Source organism: Pasteurella oralis, from assembly GCF_042681465.1.
In the GTDB taxonomy this organism is placed as follows: Bacteria; Pseudomonadota; Gammaproteobacteria; order Enterobacterales; family Pasteurellaceae; genus Pasteurella; species Pasteurella oralis.
Window position 1 is genome coordinate 103,642 of sequence record NZ_JBHUFP010000004.1, and the last position, 14,592, is coordinate 118,233.

Genomic DNA, 14,592 nt, shown 5'->3' on the forward strand with positions numbered 1-14,592 from the left:
TTTAATTAATTAAAAATGACATTGGTTAGAGTATCAATTTTGTAAAAGGTTCACAAACTTTATTTAGCTGGTGAAATCAGTGCAACTTCGTAGCAATTGTCAAATTTTATTGTACGTACTTGTACCTCTTCACTGCGACTAGTTGGGACGTTTTTGCCAACATAATCAGCACGAATTGGCAATTCACGGTGTCCCCGATCAACGAAAATAACCAGCTCAATTTTTGCAGCACGTCCAAAATCAACTAATGCATCTAGTGCTGCTCGGATGGTTCGACCTGTATAGAGCACGTCATCAACCAAAATAACTTCTTTATTGTGGATGCTGATGAAGTTTGAAGCACCACTATAGGTTGGTGTGGGCGCATTAGGCTCAGCGTATTCAAGATCATCACGATAAAAAGTGATATCTAAATCAATAGAAGGTAATTCGACTTTAGCTAAATCAGCTATTTTCTTTTTAATTAGTTCAGCAATCTCTGCGCCACGGCGCTTAATACCGACAATAACAAGGTTATCTAAATTTTGGTGTTTTTCAATAATTTCGTGAGAGATACGAGAAATGGTACGGAGAAATTGGTTTTCATCAATAATGATTTTTTCCATGATAATTGACCTAAATAAATAAGAAAATTTGGGCTTTAAAATAGCATAAAAGCAAGTAATATCCTATAAGAAAATTGTAGTTTAAGCCAATAAACTTCCTAAAAGCAGACCGCACTTTTAGGCATATTTAAACTTAAAGTGCGGTCGTTTTTTTAATTATTTTGCATGGCGTGCTTTAAGCTTTGTGATTACGTCTGTCCACGACAGTTCCGCATCTTGCAGTAAGACTGTTAAATGATAAGCTAAATCTGCGGCTTCACAAATGGTTTCATTACGATCTTTCACTGTCGCGGCAAGTGCTGTTTCTACTCCTTCTTCACCAACTTTTTGTGCGATTCGTTTAGTGCCTTTGGCATAAAGTTGAGCGGTGTAAGAACTAGTTGGATCTGCGCCTTTACGACTAGCGATTAAACGCTCCAATTTGCTAAAGAAAATCCAATCAGGCTGTACAGAATCTTCAAACTGATAAAAACAGCTTTCCGCTCCGGTGTGGCAAGTTTCGCCGCTTGGATTGACTAAAATAAGCAACGCATCGTTATCACAATCTAAACTCATATCCACTACATTTAAAAAATGTCCTGAAGTTTCCCCTTTAGTCCACAAACGGTTTTTAGTACGTGAGAAAAAGGTGACGCGTTTTTCTGTCAAGGTTTTTTCTAACGCTGCTTGGTTCATATAACCGAGCATTAACACTTCACAAGTGGTAGCATTTTGAATAATCACAGGGAGTAGATTATCGACTTTTTGCCAATTGATTTGGGTTGTTAACATAAAGTTCCTCATTTGCTATAAACATACGATGATTTACATTTAATATTTTCGAAATTCTTTGAAAATCAAGTTCATCATAGTTTTGTTTAAATTCGATATATTCGATATTTGCTTGACGACAGCTTTCTTTTTTTATTGTATCTCGTTCGATAGCATTGCTTTGATAATGACCACTTCCTTGATATTCAATCACTACAATAGGGTTACAATCTTTATCGATGATTAGAAAATCTACTCTTTTGTTGTTAATTAGATTAAATGCATTTTGATCATTTGATTGAATAAATTCACCCATTGAAACCTGAGAAAATAACTTGAATCCTTGTTTTGCATGCTGTACATCTAATAAATGAGATAATCTAGAATATAATGTATATTCACTCTTATTCATTAAAGAACATTTTCGAAATTTAGCTTTTGATAGTATTTCTAATTTATTGAAGGTATTTGAATTAGAGCATATATATTTGTTTTTCTTTCTCTTTTTGGTGAGAATGATAATAGTAGCCTTCAAAAAAATAGCTATTATTACTATTCCAAACAATGGATACAAAGAAGAATAAAACTGGCTTAATATACCTTGCCACATTATTTTCTTACCTCGATATTTTCTTTATTCAAATATGTTTTCAATTCCCCAATATCAATAATTCGCTTATGAAATACACTGGCTGCCAATGCACCATCCACATTTGCTTCCATAAAGGCATCGCGGAAATGGATCATTTCACCAGCGCCACCAGAGGCAATCAATGGAATATAGCAAGCTTTTCTCACTAATTTAAGTTGAGCAATATCATAGCCTTGGCGTACACCATCTTGGTTCATCATATTTAATACAATTTCCCCCGCACCGCGCTGTTGTACTTCTTTTATCCAATCGAGTAATTGCCAATTGGTTTGACGAGTGCGACTTTCATCACCCGTATATTGATTGACCCAATATTTACCTGTTTGTTTTTCAAACCAGCTGTCAATACCAACCACAATTGCCTGTACTCCAAAGCGATCTGCTAACTGATTGATCAAGTTTGGATCAGCTAATGCAGGTGAATTTATCGAAATTTTGTCAGCACCAAACGCAAAGAGTTTTTCGGCATCTGCTACACTTTTAATACCACCAGCCACGCAGAATGGAATATCGATTACTTGTGCTACACGTTCAACCCAACTTTTATCAATAGTTCTACCGTCTGACGAAGCGGTAATATCATAGAATACCAATTCATCCGCCCTTTCTTCGGCATAACGTTGTGCCAGCGGCACAATATCACCAATGATTTCATGGTTACGAAACTGTACGCCTTTGACTACTTGACCATCACGCACGTCTAAGCAAGGAATTATCCGTTTTGCCAACATTGAATTGCCTCCTGCACGCTGAATTTTCCTTCTAACAACGCACGTCCAACGATCACGCCTGCCACGCCCGTACCTTTTAATGCTTCAATATCAGAAAGTGAGCCAATCCCACCTGAAGATTGAAATATGATATGAGGGAATTGTGTACAGATTTCACGGTAAAGCTCAACATTTGAGCCTTGTAATGTGCCGTCTTTAGAAATATCAGTACATAAAACGTGCTGTAAACCGACTGTACTAAAATCACTGATCAACGTTTCTAGTGTTATACCACTATTTTCTTGCCAACCGCTTATCGCAATTTGTTTTTCACCTTGTATGTTGATATTTACATCTAATGCCAGCACAAACTTTTCTGCGCCATATTTATTAAACCACTGCTTGACTATATTCGGCTGCTTTACGGCTGTTGAACCAATCACCACTCGATTGGCGCCAGCTGCGAATAAATCCACTACATCTTGTTCGCTGCGAATACCGCCACCCACTTGAATTGGGCAATTCACCGCACGGATAATTTCACCGATCAGTTGAGTTTGACGTTTATTGGGATCTTTCGCACCAGTGAGATCCACTAAATGCAATTGCTTCGCCCCTTGTGCCACATAATCTTGAAATTGGGCAATTGGGTTATCGGAATAAAGGGTTTTCTGCCCATAATCACCTTGATAAAGGCGCACTATTTGACCGTCAATCAAATCAAGGGCGGGGATAATTTGTGATGTTTTCATATGTTTTCCTGTATTGGCAAAATTTTTAAAAAATCGACCGCACTTATTTAATATTTTCCACAAAGTTACGCAAAAACTGCGCCCCCGCCTTGCCAGAACGCTCAGGGTGGAATTGTGCGCCATAAAAATTGTTATTTTGGATTGCCGCAGAGAACGGCACACCGTAGTCGCAAGTGGCAATCGTGTGTGGATTCGGCAACACGCCATAGCTATGCACAAAATAAAAATAGCTGTCTTGCTCAATCTCTGCAAATAGCGGGTGATCGGTTGAATAATGCACTTTGTTCCAACCCATATGTGGCAAAGGCAGATGACAATCAGGCAATTTTTCTGTTTTGCCAGACATCAGCTTTAACAACTCCAAATTGCCTTCTTCTGAAAACTCGGTCATTAATTGCATCCCCAAACAGATGCCTAAAACAGGCTGTTTGAGATTTTGGATAACCTCAATTAAACCTAAATTCGCTAGATTTTGCATCGCTACTTTCGCTGTACCCACACCGGGTAAGATCAATTTATCGGCGGATTTAATTTTCTCGATATTATCGGTAATGTCTGCGCGATACCCTAAGCGGTCAAAGGCAAATTTGACTGAGGATAGGTTGGCGCAGCCGGTGTTGATTATTTTTAGTCGGTTCATTTACCACCTCTAATTTCTTTAATTAAACTAGCTAATGTTTCTATTCCATCAAAAGTTCCTGGTACTTTATTACCATCGGATAAGATATTACTAAAAATAATGTTCTCAAATTTCTCTAAAGATATATCATCTTTTTCTTTGATTTCTTTTGCATAATCAGCATAACTTTGAATAAATTGGCAGAGTGATTGCCTTAATTCAAGTTGCATTATTTGTGTTTGAATTGAATTGTAGTGATTAAGAATAACTCTGAAGAAATATAAGAAAATAATTTCTAGACCAATAAAAGGTAATAATGGTTTCCATAATTCAGGATTTTTAATTATTTCTGGGTTATTCAATAATAAACATATATAAACTAGGGGCGTTGCAAGTAAGGCAATGCTTATCCCTATCAAAAATCTGAATGTCCAGTTTCTTGCAGTAATTTTCTTATCTAAAAGGTTTTCAAATCCTTTTGATAAGCCTACAAAGTTAAATGCTGTTTTTTGTTCATTTAATACACTTTCTAACCTTTTTACACTTTCTTCTTTTTCAGAAAGAAATTTCTCAAAATTTTCTTTATTTTTCAGAAGGTTTTTATTACTTTTATCAATGTCAATCTTGAATTTTCCGTATTCTTTAAATGCTTTAAATCCATCTTGTCCAAAGTAGAAATTAAGAATATCAATTCCCATTTTTTCTCTTATATAGTGAACATATTGGTGGTTGTTATCATCAAATGAATTCATTGTTTCATTATCAAAAAAACTCCAAGCGGATTCTAAAAAGAAACCCTCATCTTTATTTCTTCTTATGTAAAATATAATCTCTCTCAAAAATCTCATACATAATAAGTAGAAATCTTCAAATTTATTATGATATGTGCCATTTAATAAATAATTTTCAAATCTTTCTCCAATATAATGATAATTAAATGGGGCTATTTCTTTCAGTTCATCTTGGTTATATAATAGAAATTCTAAGAATTCTTTACAGGAGTGATATCTACTTTTTCCTTCTGATATGTCTTGTTGGGTTAAGAAATCGATCGCTCTTTGTAATGAGGTTTTATCAAGCATTTTTCTTCCTTATTTTTATCAATTGTTATATGGCTAGAATTTAGTTAAGTTTCATTATTACAAAACCCCCTTACTACTCGGCAATGCATTCCCTTCCACTTTAATACACTGTCTTAACGTGCGTCCAAACACTTTAAACAGGCTTTCGATTTTGTGGTGGTCGTTGTCGCCTTTGGTTTTCAGGTGCAAGGTTGCCATTAAGGTATAAGCGATCGACTGGAAAAAATGCTCTGTCATTTCAGTGCTGAAATCACCCACTTTATCGCGTTTAAATTTAGCTTTGAATTTGAAATAAGGACGACCAGACAGATCCATCGTGCATTCCGCTTTACATTCGTCCATTGGCAACACAAAACCGAAACGCTGAATGCCGCGTTTATCGCCAAGCGCTTGTTTTAAGGCTGTGCCAAGTGCGAGGGCGGTGTCTTCAACAGTGTGGTGTTCGTCGATCCATAAATCGCCTTTGCAGTTCACGTTCATTCTAAAACCGCCGTGTGTAGCGATTTGATCGAGCATATGATCGAAGAAACCAACGCCAGTTTTGATTTCATTTATGCCAGTTTCATCTAACCAAACTTGTACTTTGATGTCTGTTTCTTTGGTGGTGCGCACTACTTCGGCATAGCGTAGTTTGCGGTCTAAAAGTGCGGTCTGTTTTGGTAAAAGTTTTTCCACAATCAGATCCCAATTGAGTTTTTCACGATCATATTGTAGGGCACGAACCCCAAGATTCTCTGCCAGTTGTACATCAGTCGTACGATCGCCAATTACAAAACTGGTGGCTGGGTCGAACAGTTTTTTATCAATATATTTTTTCAACAGCTTGGTTTGGGGCTTACGGCAATCGCACTGGTCTTCTGGCTTGTGCGGGCAAATTAACACCTCATCAAACTCGATACCTTGCGATTTAAAGAACGCCATCATCGCATTATGTGGTTTGTCAAAATTTTCCTGTGGGAAAGAAGCCGTGCCTAAGCCATCTTGGTTGCTAACCATCACAAAACGGTAAAAGGGTTTGAGCTTCAACAGCGCTGGAATGACATTCGGTTCAAATTGTAATTTTTCTAAACTGTCAATTTGGAAATCTGTCTTTGGCTCATCAATTAACGTGCCGTCGCGGTCGATAAAAAGAATAGCTTGTTGTGTCATATTATTACCCTTATCAAAAATCATTTAATTTTGGTAACATAAACCAAAATATAATTAATGCAATAGCTATATGAATATATAAAGCATAACTAGAAAAATAGTATATAAATAGAAAAATACCAATAAATGGAAGAACAAATTTAAAGAATAGTAACAACGTGATTATATAAATTATCAAAGCATAAAAAATATTTTTCCAATTTTTGGTTAATTTCCTATATATTATAAAAATTATTGATGGGATCATGATAATAATAGAATTTATGAGGTATATTATACCCATTATAAAAATCATCATATATGCAGGAAGCATTCTATTATCACTTATTCCTTGCATTTCTCTCATAGCAATCTCTCGCTGCTCAAGAATTGTTACTACAAAAGCAATAGCTAATATAGCGATAATAACTGATAATATTCCTAATAAAGCATTTTTTGTGATTTTTAATAAATATTGCTTTGTGTTAATTTGTTTATTATCCATTTTATAAAACCTTTGAAAAAATTTATTATTTTATTAAAGTTACAAGTTTTTCATTTTCTTTTTGTGAACCAATAGTAATACGAATACAGTTTTCTAACATTAAAGCACTATGTTGATTACGTAAGATAATGCCTTGATCCCAGAGGGCTTTGAAGATTTTAGGTCCATCTTTAAATTTCACTAATAAATAGTTGCCGTCACTTGCAAAAATTTTCTCGACACAAGCCAATTTACTTAATTCAACTTGAAGTGCGGTACGATTTTGCAGAATTTCTTTTACGCGTTTTTGCATCGCTTTCAAGCCTTCTGTTTGTAAAGCTTGTGCTGCAATATCTGCCACAGGTACGGGTAATGGATAAGGAGCGATCACTTTTTGTAGCACGTCGATTAACGCTTTATTGGCAAGCGTGAAACCACAACGTAAGCCTGCTAGAGCAAAGGCTTTGGATAGAGTACGGATAATAGCAAGATGGGGATAATTTTTCAGCTCAGAGATCATTGTTGCTTGCGGGCAAAATTCAATGTAAGCCTCATCAATTACCACAATAGCTTTACCTCGTGTCATTTCTAATAAGGCTAACAAATCCGCACGGTTGACTAGTGTGCCTGTTGGGTTATTTGGGCTACATACAAACACTACTTTCACACCTGCAAGATTGCGTTCGATTTCAGGCAAATTGAGCTGAAAATCCGTAGTCAATGGCACCGTTTTTAACGCAATACCACAAGTTTCGGCACTGACGGCATACATCCCATAAGTGGGTGGGCAGTAGAGTACACTATCTTCGGTTTCGCAAAAAGCACGGATAATCAATTCAATGCTTTCATCGCCACCACGGCTGACTAACACATTTTCTGGCTGAACACCTGCGTAGTTTGCATAGCCTTCAATTACTGCTTGCGGTTGTGGTTCGGGGTAACGGTTAAATGTGCGATTGGTTAAATTAAAATCAGGTGAGGTTGGGTATTCATTCGCATTCAACCAAATATCGCCTTTCCCCCCCAAACGACGTGCGGATTGATAGGGCGTTAAGGCTTGAATATTTTTACGTGACAGTTGTGAAATTGACATATTGTGTTCCTATTTTCTCGTTATTTTAGTTTTTGTAAGCGAATTTCCACTGCTTGTTTATGAGCTTCTAATTGCTCAGCCTCTGCCATTAGCATCACTGTGTTAGCAAGATTTTTAAAGCCTTGTGGACTGAGTTCTTGTACTGTCATGCGTTTACTGAAATCGGCTAGACCTAAACTGGAATGGGTACGAGTGTAGCCATAAGTTGGCAGTACGTGGTTAGTGCCGCTGGCATAGTCGCCCATACTTTCAGGAGAATAAGCACCTAAGAAAATTGAACCTGCATTATCTAAGAAGGGGAGTAAATTACGCGCATTTTCCACTTGCACAACTAGATGTTCAGGCGCATAAGCATTGCTAATTTCCACACATTGTTGCAAATCTTCAGCAATAAAAATACGGCTGTGTGACAGCGCTTTGCGTGCAGTTTCTGATCTCGGTAAGCGTGTTAGTTGTTGTTCGATAGCAAGTGCGGTCTGTTTTGCTACAGTTTCACAATTAGTGACTAAAATGACTTGTGAGTCCGCACCATGTTCTGCTTGAGAAAGAAGATCACTGGCGACAAAGTCTGGGTCGGCAAATTCATCAGCGATCACCAGTACTTCAGAAGGACCTGCTGGCATATCAATGGCGGTGCCTTGTTGGAGTACTTGGCGTTTAGCTTCAGTAACAAATGCATTACCTGGTCCAAAAATTTTATCTACTTTTTGTACTGTTTCAGTGCCATTTGCTAGAGCAAAAATTGCCTGTGCGCCACCAATAGCATAAACAGTTTCTATACCACATAAATTAGCTGTATAAAGAATTTCGTCAGCAATCGGTGGTGGTGAGCAAAGCACGACCGTTTTGCAACCTGCGATTTGTGCTGGTACAGCAAGCATTAACACAGTTGAAAAAAGTGGAGCAGAACCGCCTGGGATATATAACCCCACTTTTTGGATAGGACGAGTGACAACTTGGCAGCGCACTCCCGCTTGAGTTTCGATGTCTACTATTTGATTTTTTTGTGCTTGGTGAAAACGTTCAATGTTGCTTTTTGCCGTTTGAATGGCTTGTTTTAATTCTGTAGAAATACGCTGACTTGCTTTCTCAATTTGTGTTTTAGAGATGATAAGGTTTTCGAGTTTTATCTTGTCGAATTTTTCTGCAAGTTCAAACAATGCCTTATCCCCATTGTTCATGACATTGGTTTTGATTGCATTCACAGCCTGCGTAATTTGCTCACCAGTGGTTTGTGTGGGGCGAGAAAGAGCGGTTTGTTTTTCGATAAAACTCAAATTATTCCAAATGTGTGTCTGCATTTTTTTTCTCTTCAATTTCGTTAATGTGATTTGCTATATCAGTAACTTACTTATTCTCTGATTAATTGTGTTCGTGCCCAATTCACTGCAGTTTCAATCGCTTTGCGCGCTTGTGGGCTATTACGCCAACAGGTTGACCCTGTGATTTCAGCACCTCTTTGGAGAATGAATTCTGGGTTAGTATGAGCGAGCTGTTTGACATCATCTAGTCCCATTTCCTGTAAACGCTTCAAAATGGTGGTACCGATGCCTTTTTGTGCTAAAAGTGATTGTTGCTGTGATGGAGTGAATGGCATCTTTTTACTCCATCATTTTTTCGATTGGTAAGACTAAAATGGAACTCGCTCCCGCTTCTTTCAGTCGTTCCATCGTTTCCCAGAATAGTGCTTCTTGGCTGACCATATGCATAGCGACACGATTCTCATCATTAGCTAAAGGGAGAATTGTCGGGCGTTCTGCACCAGGTAATAAAGCAATGACTTCCTCCAGTCTGTCTTTTGCTGCATGTAACATAATATATTTAGATTCACGAGCTTGTTGTACACCTTGAATGCGCACGAGTAATTTATCTACTAAAGCTTGTTTTTCAGGAGGCAGGGGCGTTGCACGCTGAATTAAGCAAGATTTTGATTGATAAATTACTTCAACTTCTTTTAAGCCATTTGCTTCTAATGTAGCGCCTGAAGAAACGAGATCACAAATTGCATCAGCAAGCCCAGCACGCGGGGCGACTTCGACTGATCCTGTGAGTGAGCAAGGTTTAAAATTCACACCTTGTTGTTGCATGTAGCGTTTGAGTAAGTGAGGATAAGAGGTAGCGATTCGAGCGTTTTTGAGATCACTAATTCCATTGTAAGTTTCATCTTGTGGTATGGCGATAGATAAACGACAACCACCAAAATCTAAGCGGCGTAATTTTTGGTAATTAACTAATTCACCAGTTGCTTGGCGTGCTAATTCCTCTTCTTCTAAGACATTTTCGCCGATAATACCAAGATCAACGACGCCATCGAAAACTAAACCGGGGATATCATCATCACGTACGCGTAAAATATCAATTGGCATGTTTTCAGCGTAAGCAATTAAGCGCTGTTCCTGTAAATTTATTTTTACACCGCATTGTTTTAATAAGGCTTGTGATTCTTGGCTTAAACGTCCTGATTTTTGCATTGCGATGCGAAGTCTTGTGCTGTCTATCATGTTATTGTCCTATTTTAATGTTGTGAAATTTTGCTATAAAAAAAACCTCTCGAAATGGCTCCCGAGAGGTTTATATTGTTTGCTACTTTTTGCCGCACACTCGGAAGATGTCATATTCTTCCAAGCACCATAAAACGCCTGAAAGACAATCAGGTTAAATGGTGATGATGAGTAATGCGTTCAAAAGTCATGAGATTTTCCTTGTTGGTTAATTGCTATTCAAATTACTGTAAAAAAAATGAACTGGCAAGTATTTTTTACAAAAAATTTATATTTTTTTTGCTTTAATAAATAGTAATACAGGGCGATGCTGAAGATCTTTAAATTCATTTTGCCATTTGGGTTGATTCGCAAGCATGGGTTCTTCGATTTGTTCAATTTGGAAACCTGCTTGAATTAAATTATTGATGATAGTAGCAGTTGTACGGTGATAGGTTTTGAATGGCTGCTTAAACCAATTGCGATCACGTTCACCTTCGTCACGGTAATAATTTAAACGATAAGCAATTTGTTGCTTATTGTGATCCTTTTCCCAACGCTCACCACCTTGATAACAGGTCACAATCGGGTGTTCCTGTGAAAAGAGCAAATACCCATTGGCATTGAGTTTTTGATAGATATCGTTCAATAATTGGGGAAAATCTTGTATATAATGAAAGGCAAAAGAACTACAAATCACATCGAACCCATTTTCAGGCAACTGAGAAAGTTGTTCCATAGCGAGCTGGTAGAGAGCAAAGTGCGGTCGATTTTTAGCAAATTTTGATAAATTTCGCTCTGCTTGTTGAAGCATATTCGCAGAGAGGTCAATGCCCACTACATAGCGGGCATTGTGCTGTAAATAAAGTTGTAAATGTTCACCACAACCACAACCTAAATCCAACAGTTTTTTTCCTGTTAGAGTAGGCAAGAGTGAAAGCATTGTTGGTTTTTCTACGACCTCATTTAAACTGTGGGGATTTTCCCGCAATTTTTGGTATAGCTCAAAAAATTGCGGGGCATCATAGACGCTTTTTGTTGTCATCTTATTTGAAGATGATGTCATCTTTTGGATCGTATTTAGAAGCATCTAATACTTTGTTTTCTTCAAAGTATTTTTTCAGCATTTCTGCATCGATAAAACCAGTATTGACGTAACTTGGGTGTCTTTTCAATACGGGATAGCCATCACCACCACCTGCACAGTAGTCTGGTACGGAAACTTTATATTTTTTGTTTAAATCAAGCGCTTTACCACCGATTTTTACATCAGAGACTTTTTGTGCAGTACGGTCAACGACCATTGAAATTCCAGCAAATTGTGGGTATGCACCACTATCTACTTGTTTTAATGCCACAGCATTGAGGTAGTCTAAAAGCTCCTGACCTGTGAAATCTACAGTTGCAATCATATTACCGAAAGGCTGAACGGTAAGAATATCTTTATAGGTGGTTTCGCCTTCGTTGATATCGGTACGGATCCCACCAGAGTTCATAATTCCCACATCGGCTTTAACACGTTCCATTTGAGATTGGGCAATTAAACGACCTAAATTGGTCTGATGGAAGCGAATAATTTTACGATCACCAACAAATTTTCCTTTCACTTCACCGACTTTCACGCCTAACAAGCGATCACCTTCATCTTGATATGTTTTCAAGTGAGTAAAGACCGTGGGATCTTCAGCAATTTCAGGTTGATAGAGCTTATATTCAGATTTACCATCTTCTAATTTGATTTTTTGTTTTAAGTTAACAGGAATTAACTCATATTTTACTAATTTAGTTTCACCATTTTTGAATTCAAAATCTGCACGTCCAATGTATTTACCCCATTCGCCTGCTTGGACAATCCAAGTGCCGTTTTGGAAGTCTGGTTTACATGCTTCACCTGGAGTGTATTGCATTTTGAATTGACCTTTATCATCAATACAAACGGTGTCATGTGTGTGTCCACCTATAATTAGATCAAACGCACCTTTATCGAGTGTACGAGCCATAGTGACATCACCAGGTGCATTTTGACCATGTTTACCGTCAAAGTAGTAACCCATATGGGTTAATGCAATACGTATATCTGGTTTCTCTACTTTATTAATTTCAGTGAGTGTTGCTTTGGCTGTTTCGATGGGGTCTTTGAAAATGACATGGTCAACGACATCTGGGTTACCTAATTTTGCAGTATCTTCTGTTGTTAAACCAATTACAGCAATTTTTACGTCGTTTTTATTCAACATCACATAAGGCTGAACTAATGGTTTGCCCGTTTTTTTATTGATCACATTTGCTGAAATTAATGGGAATTTTGCCCATTTTTCCTGCATTTCTAGCAACTGTATTGGGAAATCAAATTCATGGTTACCGAGTACAGCAACGTCATAACCAATCATATTCATCCCTTCAATATCTGGTTTGGCATTCAGCATATCTGATTCAGGTACACCAGTATTGAAGTCGCCTGCATGGAGTAAAACAACTGAACCGCCCTTGCTTTCTACCTCTTTACGAATGTTATCAATTAATGTTTTGTGTGCCGCAAAACCATATTCACCTTTACTGTTTTTCCAGAAATGACCATGTGTGTCGTTTGCGTGTAATACAGTAATGTTGTAGGTTTTGTCTTGGGTATAAGCATAAGCTTGGCTCATTAAACCTAATGACAATACGATTGTACTGAATTGTATGAATTTTTTCATTGTGAACCTCTTGTTATAAAACATCCGCTAACTATATACCCAAAATTTTGTATCAAGCCAAGTATTTTGCATTAAATTTGTGATGTTTAGCCCAAAAATGTGGGTAAAATTTTAAATTGTGCTGCAACTTGTGCCACGATGTTTAATATGCCAAATAGCATCACAAAATAAATCATGAAGTTACCGCCATAGACAGTATAGCTACTTTGTGGAAATTTTTTTCTTGTGGCTTTAGCTAATAAAGCAGGGACAATGACAGCCCAAATTGTTGCCGCTAAACCAGCATAACCAATAGCAATCACAAATCCATATGGAAATTGAAGACTTAGTAAGAGTGGTGGTAAGAACGTAATTAAGGTCGTTTTGCTTCTACCCAATAGGCTATTGTCAAGCTTAAATAAGTCGGCAATATAGTCAAATAAACCTAAACTCACTCCTAAGAAAGAACTCGCAATTGCCATATAAGCAAAGAAATTTAATACTACGCTGATGTAATCTGTTTGAATGTATTTGCCTAACGCCGTTAATAATTCAGCGATATCACCACCTTTGGCGATGACGGGGGCAAATTCGTGGCGAGGGAGGTTCCCTTGTACTGCGAGTTGCCAGAAAACATAGATGATTAATGCGATGATGGTACCTAAAAATATTGCTTTCATCACACGTTTACCATCACGATCGTAATATTTCACTAGGCTTGGTACGTTACCGTGAAAACCGAAAGATACCAAACAGACGGGGAGAGCACTAAGAATATAAGGTAAGTAATGTCCTTCATGTTGTGCAAGATAATTAAATAATACTTCTGTTTTTACAGAGCTGATTAGTCCACTGGTTGATAAGATAAAGGCGATAACCATTCCACCAATTAAGACGGTAGTAAAACGATCAACAGCTTTAGTTGATAACCAAACAAAAGCTGCTAATACCATACAAAAAAGTAATGAGGCCGAAATTCGTCCAATCTTGACCGCACTTCCACTGCTGCTTAATACTTGGTTAAGGAAGTTTTGAGTGATGCTACCACCTGATGTGATATAAGCATAAGTTAAAATATACAATACAAAAGCAATAGAGAGCCCATTTACTATGTTCCAACCTTGTCCAAGTAAATCTTTAACTATGGTGTCAAAGCTCGCACCTGTTGGGTAATGCAGGTTGGCTTCCAGAATCATTAAGCCAGAAGTTGTCATACAGAACCAAGTATAAGCGAGTAAAATAATGGATCCTAAGAACCAAACTCCTGCGGTTGCTGTTGGATTTGCTAACATGCCTGCGCCAATTGCTGTGCCCGCAATAATCATTGCTCCGCCCAATAAAGAAGGGATTTTTGTTGTTGTCATAAAAGTACCACTGTATTGTTGTTATAAATAAAATTATGTACTATTTTAATAGTGCAAAAATAAAAGGCAATAACTTTTTTGAAATTGGTGTATTTTTTATTTGTATTGGTTATTGGATTTTTCTGGAATGTTGTGGGCCACAAATCTGTCAATAGCTCGACAACTTCGCTTAAATAAAGCTATAATTGAGCGATTTTA

At 37.4% G+C, this 14,592-nt stretch carries 16 protein-coding genes and 1 other annotated feature; all 16 genes read right to left on the minus strand.

The window, feature by feature from the left end:
* Nucleotides 1-59: 59 nt before the first annotated feature.
* The 16 genes from pyrR to mtr all read right to left on the minus strand — a co-directional run bounded on the left by pyrR (nt 60) and on the right by mtr (nt 14,394).
* Nucleotides 60-605: a bifunctional pyr operon transcriptional regulator/uracil phosphoribosyltransferase PyrR gene (gene pyrR, locus ACFSAV_RS02225; protein ID WP_379095706.1), complete on the minus strand. Its 546-nt coding sequence runs from the start codon at nt 603-605 to the stop codon at nt 60-62.
* A gap of 156 nt (nt 606-761) precedes the next feature.
* Nucleotides 762-1,376, minus strand: a complete 615-nt coding sequence (gene hisIE / locus ACFSAV_RS02230) for a bifunctional phosphoribosyl-AMP cyclohydrolase/phosphoribosyl-ATP diphosphatase HisIE (RefSeq protein ID WP_379095709.1) — start codon at nt 1,374-1,376, stop codon at nt 762-764.
* Nucleotides 1,339-1,965, minus strand: a complete 627-nt coding sequence (locus tag ACFSAV_RS02235) for a DUF2726 domain-containing protein (protein ID WP_379095712.1) — start codon at nt 1,963-1,965, stop codon at nt 1,339-1,341. The genes hisIE and ACFSAV_RS02235 overlap by 38 nt, the downstream gene beginning before the upstream one ends.
* Nucleotides 1,965-2,738 (minus strand): imidazole glycerol phosphate synthase subunit HisF, encoded by a 774-nt coding sequence (gene hisF / locus ACFSAV_RS02240; protein WP_379095715.1) that lies wholly within the window; start codon nt 2,736-2,738, stop codon nt 1,965-1,967. Before hisF ends, ACFSAV_RS02235 begins: the two co-directional genes overlap by 1 nt.
* Nucleotides 2,720-3,469 carry a 1-(5-phosphoribosyl)-5-[(5-phosphoribosylamino)methylideneamino]imidazole-4-carboxamide isomerase gene (gene hisA, locus ACFSAV_RS02245; RefSeq protein ID WP_379095718.1) on the minus strand — a complete coding sequence of 250 codons (750 nt, stop codon included), beginning with the start codon at nt 3,467-3,469 and terminating at the stop codon, nt 2,720-2,722. The genes hisF and hisA overlap by 19 nt, the downstream gene beginning before the upstream one ends.
* A gap of 43 nt (nt 3,470-3,512) precedes the next feature.
* Nucleotides 3,513-4,109 (minus strand): imidazole glycerol phosphate synthase subunit HisH, encoded by a 597-nt coding sequence (hisH, locus tag ACFSAV_RS02250; RefSeq protein ID WP_379095721.1) that lies wholly within the window; start codon nt 4,107-4,109, stop codon nt 3,513-3,515.
* Nucleotides 4,106-5,170, minus strand: coding sequence for a hypothetical protein (locus ACFSAV_RS02255; RefSeq protein WP_379095724.1), 1,065 nt, complete (start codon nt 5,168-5,170; stop codon nt 4,106-4,108). Before ACFSAV_RS02255 ends, hisH begins: the two co-directional genes overlap by 4 nt.
* Before the next feature lie 57 nt (nt 5,171-5,227).
* The gene (gene hisB / locus ACFSAV_RS02260) at nt 5,228-6,319 is read right to left on the minus strand and encodes a bifunctional histidinol-phosphatase/imidazoleglycerol-phosphate dehydratase HisB (protein ID WP_379095726.1); all 1,092 of its coding nucleotides are present in this window, start codon (nt 6,317-6,319) and stop codon (nt 5,228-5,230) included.
* A 13-nt stretch (nt 6,320-6,332) separates the two neighbouring features.
* A complete protein-coding gene (locus ACFSAV_RS02265) occupies nt 6,333-6,803 on the minus strand; it encodes a hypothetical protein (protein WP_379095729.1) in 471 nt (156 codons plus the stop codon).
* A 25-nt stretch (nt 6,804-6,828) separates the two neighbouring features.
* Nucleotides 6,829-7,875 (minus strand): histidinol-phosphate transaminase, encoded by a 1,047-nt coding sequence (hisC, locus tag ACFSAV_RS02270; protein WP_379095731.1) that lies wholly within the window; start codon nt 7,873-7,875, stop codon nt 6,829-6,831.
* A 20-nt stretch (nt 7,876-7,895) separates the two neighbouring features.
* The gene (gene hisD / locus ACFSAV_RS02275) at nt 7,896-9,176 is read right to left on the minus strand and encodes a histidinol dehydrogenase (RefSeq protein ID WP_379095734.1); all 1,281 of its coding nucleotides are present in this window, start codon (nt 9,174-9,176) and stop codon (nt 7,896-7,898) included.
* A gap of 50 nt (nt 9,177-9,226) precedes the next feature.
* Nucleotides 9,227-9,472, minus strand: a complete 246-nt coding sequence (locus ACFSAV_RS02280) for a recombinase RecA (protein ID WP_379095737.1) — start codon at nt 9,470-9,472, stop codon at nt 9,227-9,229.
* Between the two features lie 4 nt (nt 9,473-9,476).
* Nucleotides 9,477-10,376 (minus strand): ATP phosphoribosyltransferase, encoded by a 900-nt coding sequence (hisG, locus tag ACFSAV_RS02285; RefSeq protein WP_379095739.1) that lies wholly within the window; start codon nt 10,374-10,376, stop codon nt 9,477-9,479.
* 35 nt (nt 10,377-10,411) lie between these two features.
* Nucleotides 10,412-10,547: a sequence feature (His leader region), on the minus strand.
* Between the two features lie 97 nt (nt 10,548-10,644).
* Nucleotides 10,645-11,400: a class I SAM-dependent DNA methyltransferase gene (locus ACFSAV_RS02290; protein WP_379096451.1), complete on the minus strand. Its 756-nt coding sequence runs from the start codon at nt 11,398-11,400 to the stop codon at nt 10,645-10,647.
* Between the two features lies 1 nt (nt 11,401).
* Nucleotides 11,402-13,051, minus strand: coding sequence for a bifunctional UDP-sugar hydrolase/5'-nucleotidase UshA (gene ushA / locus ACFSAV_RS02295; protein WP_379095742.1), 1,650 nt, complete (start codon nt 13,049-13,051; stop codon nt 11,402-11,404).
* Nucleotides 13,052-13,137: 86 nt separating this feature from the next.
* Complete coding sequence (gene mtr / locus ACFSAV_RS02300; protein WP_379095745.1) at nt 13,138-14,394, minus strand: tryptophan permease; 1,257 nt, start codon at nt 14,392-14,394, stop codon at nt 13,138-13,140.
* Between the last annotated feature and the right edge of the window lie 198 nt (nt 14,395-14,592).

Excerpts from the sequence above, each read along its gene's own strand:
- ACFSAV_RS02235 (WP_379095712.1), bottom strand. The coding sequence starts at position 1,965 with ATGTGGCAAGGTATATTAAGCCAGTTTTATTCTTCTTTGTATCCATTG.
- ACFSAV_RS02255 (WP_379095724.1), bottom strand. The coding sequence starts at position 5,170 with ATGCTTGATAAAACCTCATTACAAAGAGCGATCGATTTCTTAACCCAA.
- pyrR (WP_379095706.1), bottom strand. The coding sequence starts at position 605 with ATGGAAAAAATCATTATTGATGAAAACCAATTTCTCCGTACCATTTCT.
- hisB (WP_379095726.1), bottom strand. The coding sequence starts at position 6,319 with ATGACACAACAAGCTATTCTTTTTATCGACCGCGACGGCACGTTAATT.
- ushA (WP_379095742.1), bottom strand. The coding sequence starts at position 13,051 with ATGAAAAAATTCATACAATTCAGTACAATCGTATTGTCATTAGGTTTA.
- mtr (WP_379095745.1), bottom strand. The coding sequence starts at position 14,394 with ATGACAACAACAAAAATCCCTTCTTTATTGGGCGGAGCAATGATTATT.
- hisC (WP_379095731.1), bottom strand. The coding sequence starts at position 7,875 with ATGTCAATTTCACAACTGTCACGTAAAAATATTCAAGCCTTAACGCCC.
- ACFSAV_RS02290 (WP_379096451.1), bottom strand. The coding sequence starts at position 11,400 with ATGACAACAAAAAGCGTCTATGATGCCCCGCAATTTTTTGAGCTATAC.
- hisH (WP_379095721.1), bottom strand. The coding sequence starts at position 4,109 with ATGAACCGACTAAAAATAATCAACACCGGCTGCGCCAACCTATCCTCA.
- hisIE (WP_379095709.1), bottom strand. The coding sequence starts at position 1,376 with ATGTTAACAACCCAAATCAATTGGCAAAAAGTCGATAATCTACTCCCT.
- hisA (WP_379095718.1), bottom strand. The coding sequence starts at position 3,469 with ATGAAAACATCACAAATTATCCCCGCCCTTGATTTGATTGACGGTCAA.
- hisD (WP_379095734.1), bottom strand. The coding sequence starts at position 9,176 with ATGCAGACACACATTTGGAATAATTTGAGTTTTATCGAAAAACAAACC.
- hisG (WP_379095739.1), bottom strand. The coding sequence starts at position 10,376 with ATGATAGACAGCACAAGACTTCGCATCGCAATGCAAAAATCAGGACGT.
- hisF (WP_379095715.1), bottom strand. The coding sequence starts at position 2,738 with ATGTTGGCAAAACGGATAATTCCTTGCTTAGACGTGCGTGATGGTCAA.
- ACFSAV_RS02265 (WP_379095729.1), bottom strand. The coding sequence starts at position 6,803 with ATGGATAATAAACAAATTAACACAAAGCAATATTTATTAAAAATCACA.
- ACFSAV_RS02280 (WP_379095737.1), bottom strand. The coding sequence starts at position 9,472 with ATGCCATTCACTCCATCACAGCAACAATCACTTTTAGCACAAAAAGGC.